Origin of the sequence: Shimia fortis (assembly GCF_040225985.1) — a bacterium.
Lineage (GTDB): Bacteria > Pseudomonadota > Alphaproteobacteria > Rhodobacterales > Rhodobacteraceae > Shimia.
Genome location: NZ_JBBPEU010000034.1, coordinates 1 through 3174, shown reverse-complemented (window position 1 = coordinate 3174; position 3174 = coordinate 1). Strand labels below are relative to the sequence as shown.

The 3174-nt window shown below is 60.3% G+C and carries 3 protein-coding genes; 2 read left to right on the top strand and 1 reads right to left on the bottom strand.

Annotated elements, in window-relative coordinates; genetic code table 11:
- Window positions 1-1493 (bottom strand): calcium-binding protein (locus WNE31_RS18365; protein ID WP_463407447.1); only part of this gene is annotated, 1493 nt, incomplete at its 3' end.
- Between the two features lie 172 nt (window positions 1494-1665).
- On the opposite strand from WNE31_RS18365, the gene WNE31_RS18360 reads away from it, so the two are divergent.
- Window positions 1666-2310 (top strand): hypothetical protein, encoded by a 645-nt coding sequence (locus tag WNE31_RS18360; protein ID WP_349981392.1) that lies wholly within the window; start codon window positions 1666-1668, stop codon window positions 2308-2310.
- A 77-nt stretch (window positions 2311-2387) separates the two neighbouring features.
- Window positions 2388-3083 carry an NAD(P)/FAD-dependent oxidoreductase gene (locus WNE31_RS18355; RefSeq protein ID WP_349981391.1) on the top strand — a complete coding sequence of 232 codons (696 nt, stop codon included), beginning with the start codon at window positions 2388-2390 and terminating at the stop codon, window positions 3081-3083.
- Window positions 3084-3174 lie beyond the last annotated feature (91 nt).

Genomic DNA, 3174 nt, shown 5'->3' with positions numbered 1-3174 from the left:
GTGGTCAGGTTGGCGTTGATGCCGCCCGATTGCCCGCGATAGTCCAGACGCACGATCCCGTCGCCGCCCAGCACGTTGATCGTGTTGCTGCCGCCGAAGTTATAATACGAAACCCAGTCGGTGCTGTTCTCGCGCAGGGTGAAGTTCAGGGTGTCGTTGTGCGCGGTGCCGTAGACCTCAAGCCCCCACCACTCGACAACATTGCCGACGTCGATCAGCGTGGTGGTCCCAAGCGCGCCCTTGTCGACCGTGCCGGTGTTGGCTGCGCTGTTGATATCGGCCACAAACCCGTTCGAGAGCCCAAACTGGTTCAGCGCGGCCCCGCTGCGATAGACATCCGAGAAATCCACCGTGTCATTGCCGCTGCCAGGGTTTATAATATCCCAGCCCTCTTCTGCGGTGCGCCCGGGGTTCAGGTAGTCATTCCCATCGCCCGCATTCAGTGTATCGTTGCCTGACCCGCCGAACAGATAGTCGTTCCCTGAGCCACCTTGGAGATAGTCGTTTCCGCCAAGGCCAAACACATGTGCGCCGTCTCCGTGGAACACAAAAAGCTGATCGGCGAAGTCTGGGCTTACCCCGTCAAAGGACTCGTAATCATTGCCAAGGATAAGGTCATTCACCACAACGCCGTCGATCATCACCGTGGCATTGTCGATCGACGCCTCATCCGTGATCGGGCCAGTCATCGACATAAGGGTCTGGCCTTCGGGGCCGGTCACGGTCATTGAATTGATGGCGAGGCCCGGCACATTTGCCAGCGACGCCATGTATCCGTTGAGATCGGACTCCGCGTCCATATCAAGCATGACGTCCAGCATAGCCCCAAGATCATCAGGGAAGGTGCCGTTGACCGTCAGCGTGTAGTCGTCGATCATCAGGGTTAGCGCCGTGTCGGTGATCTGCAGCGAAATCAGCACCTCGCCATCATTGGCGAGTTCCAGACCCGTTCCGGCAAAGGCCGAAAGGTCGCTGATCAGTTGCGCGATCTGCGGGTCGGTCAGGAAGTCGATATTGTCGATGCGGGTCTGCGCATCCAAGAGATCACTGAATTGCGACAGGGTGGTTGGCAAAACACCCTGCAGCGTCAGCGTTTGGTTGCCCGAGGACAAGGTATAGCTGTCGCTTTGGGTCTGGAGTGTGGCCAGCGTGATTACGGGCCCGCCCGCATAGGCCGGACCTTCCAGCGTGACCGTCGAAAACGCGCCCGAAGCCAGCCCGTTGTCGATGGCGGTGGTCAGATCGTCCAGGCTGCTCACCGGGGAAATGCCGGTGCCGGTCAGGGTCATGGTGTGGCCGGTCACCGCATCCGAGAAGATGATTTCGTTCGAGGACAGCGAGACAAGCTGCATGTCCGGCGACACGTTGTCCATGTATTCCAACGCGTCCTGGTGATCGAGGAAAAAAGCATCGTAATCCGTAGAGTCGGCGCCACTGCCATTCATGAATTCAAAGAAATAGGAAATGTCGGAGTCGAAAGAGAAGGTTACCATGACGTGTGTTCCACCGTTAAATCGTTCAAAGCTGGCCCTACTTGGCGTCAGCTTAACGCGATTGTAAATATCAAAATTCCATGAAATGCAGTGAGACATGGTGTCCGGTGCGTCTTTTCTTGTTGGTGTGTGTTTCGCCTTTTGCGTGTTTGCCTCGTCTGCGGGGGCGCAGGTGGCATGGCGGACCGAAATGTTCCTGCGGTCTGACGAACAGGCCCATGTGCCGGCCGCGCTCGAGGCGGCGATCCTGTCTTTCGTGGGCAATGGCGGCTCGTCTCAGGCCGAGGATATCCCGAGCGATTTCCTGACCCAGCCCCGACCGGCCGCGGCAGGGGGCGGATCGAGCCGCGTGACCTATGAACAGTCCCGCTCGCGCCGGGTCGGGGGGCGTCTTGTGGGGGCTGCGCGGATTTCAGGGCCGCTGTACTTCGAAGGCTCTGCCATGATGGCCTATGGCCAGTCCAACTATCGGTTGCCCAACGGGGCAGGGGTGCTCGTGCAGGGGATCGACATCCGGTTCCGTACGCTCAGCGCCGAACTGGGTGCAACGGTGGTCTATCGCGACAGCCTGTTCGGGTCGGTGCCTGTATCCGTGGGGCTGGGGGGCGGGGTACTGCACGCTTATACAAGAACCCGTGTCGACTCGCCGGTCCTGCGCATTCGTGAAGTCAACTCGGACACGTTGGCCTTTACCAGTCTGCGCTTTGGCATCCGCACACCGCCGCGCTTTGGCACCGATCTTGGGGCGGTTCTGGAACTGAGAAACTATGCTACTTTCGGCCCCTCCGCCGCGCTTGAGGTCAACCTGCGGTTCTGACCCGCATGTGCGCGGTTGTCGTCTGGATCGACGGAGCCTAGGCTTGGCCCATCTTCGACCAACAGGCAGGCCCCGCCGTGCATACTGACAGTTTCTATGCCTCTTTGCTGCCCGAGAGGGCGCTTTACGCGGATCCCGTGCCTGCCAATGTGGATGCCGTGGTGCTCGGGGCCGGGCTGGCTGGTCTCAGCACCGCTGTCGCCTTGGCCGAGCAGGGCAGATCGGTCCTGCTCTGTGATAGCTACAGGGTGGGCTGGGGCGCCTCGGGGCGCAATGGTGGTTTTGTGCTGCCCGGCTTTGCCGAAAGCACGCAAACCCTGATCAGAATGCTGGGGGCTGATCATGGCAAGGCCCTGCATCGCCTGTCGCAGGAAGGCTGTGATTGGGTGGCGGGGCGGATCGCCAAATCGGACCGTGACGATGTGATTTGGGGGCAGGGTGGTCTGACCCTCGTGCGCCACCCTCTGTCCGAGGCAGATATCAACGGCATACTGGCGGCCGAGGCGGATCTGGGCGATGCCGTGACCTTTCTCGACCGCGACGCGCTTTGCGCTTACGTGCGGTCGGACCGTTATCATGCCGGGTTCCTGACTCCGAACGGGATTCACATCAATCCGCTGGCCTATGCCGAACTTCTGGCTGAACAGGCGCGTGCGGCGGGCGTGCTTGTGCGAGAGGCCACCGAAATAACAAACGTCCAACCCTTCAGCGGCGGGGTCGAGGTGCAGGCAGGTGCCCTGTCGGTGCGGACCCGAGACGTGGTCTTCTGCTGATCCTCCCCCACTGAAGTGGTCCGCCCCTATAGTTGGGAAACGGAGGATCAAACATGGGAATCAAACGACACAAGCCGGAAGAGATTGTCAC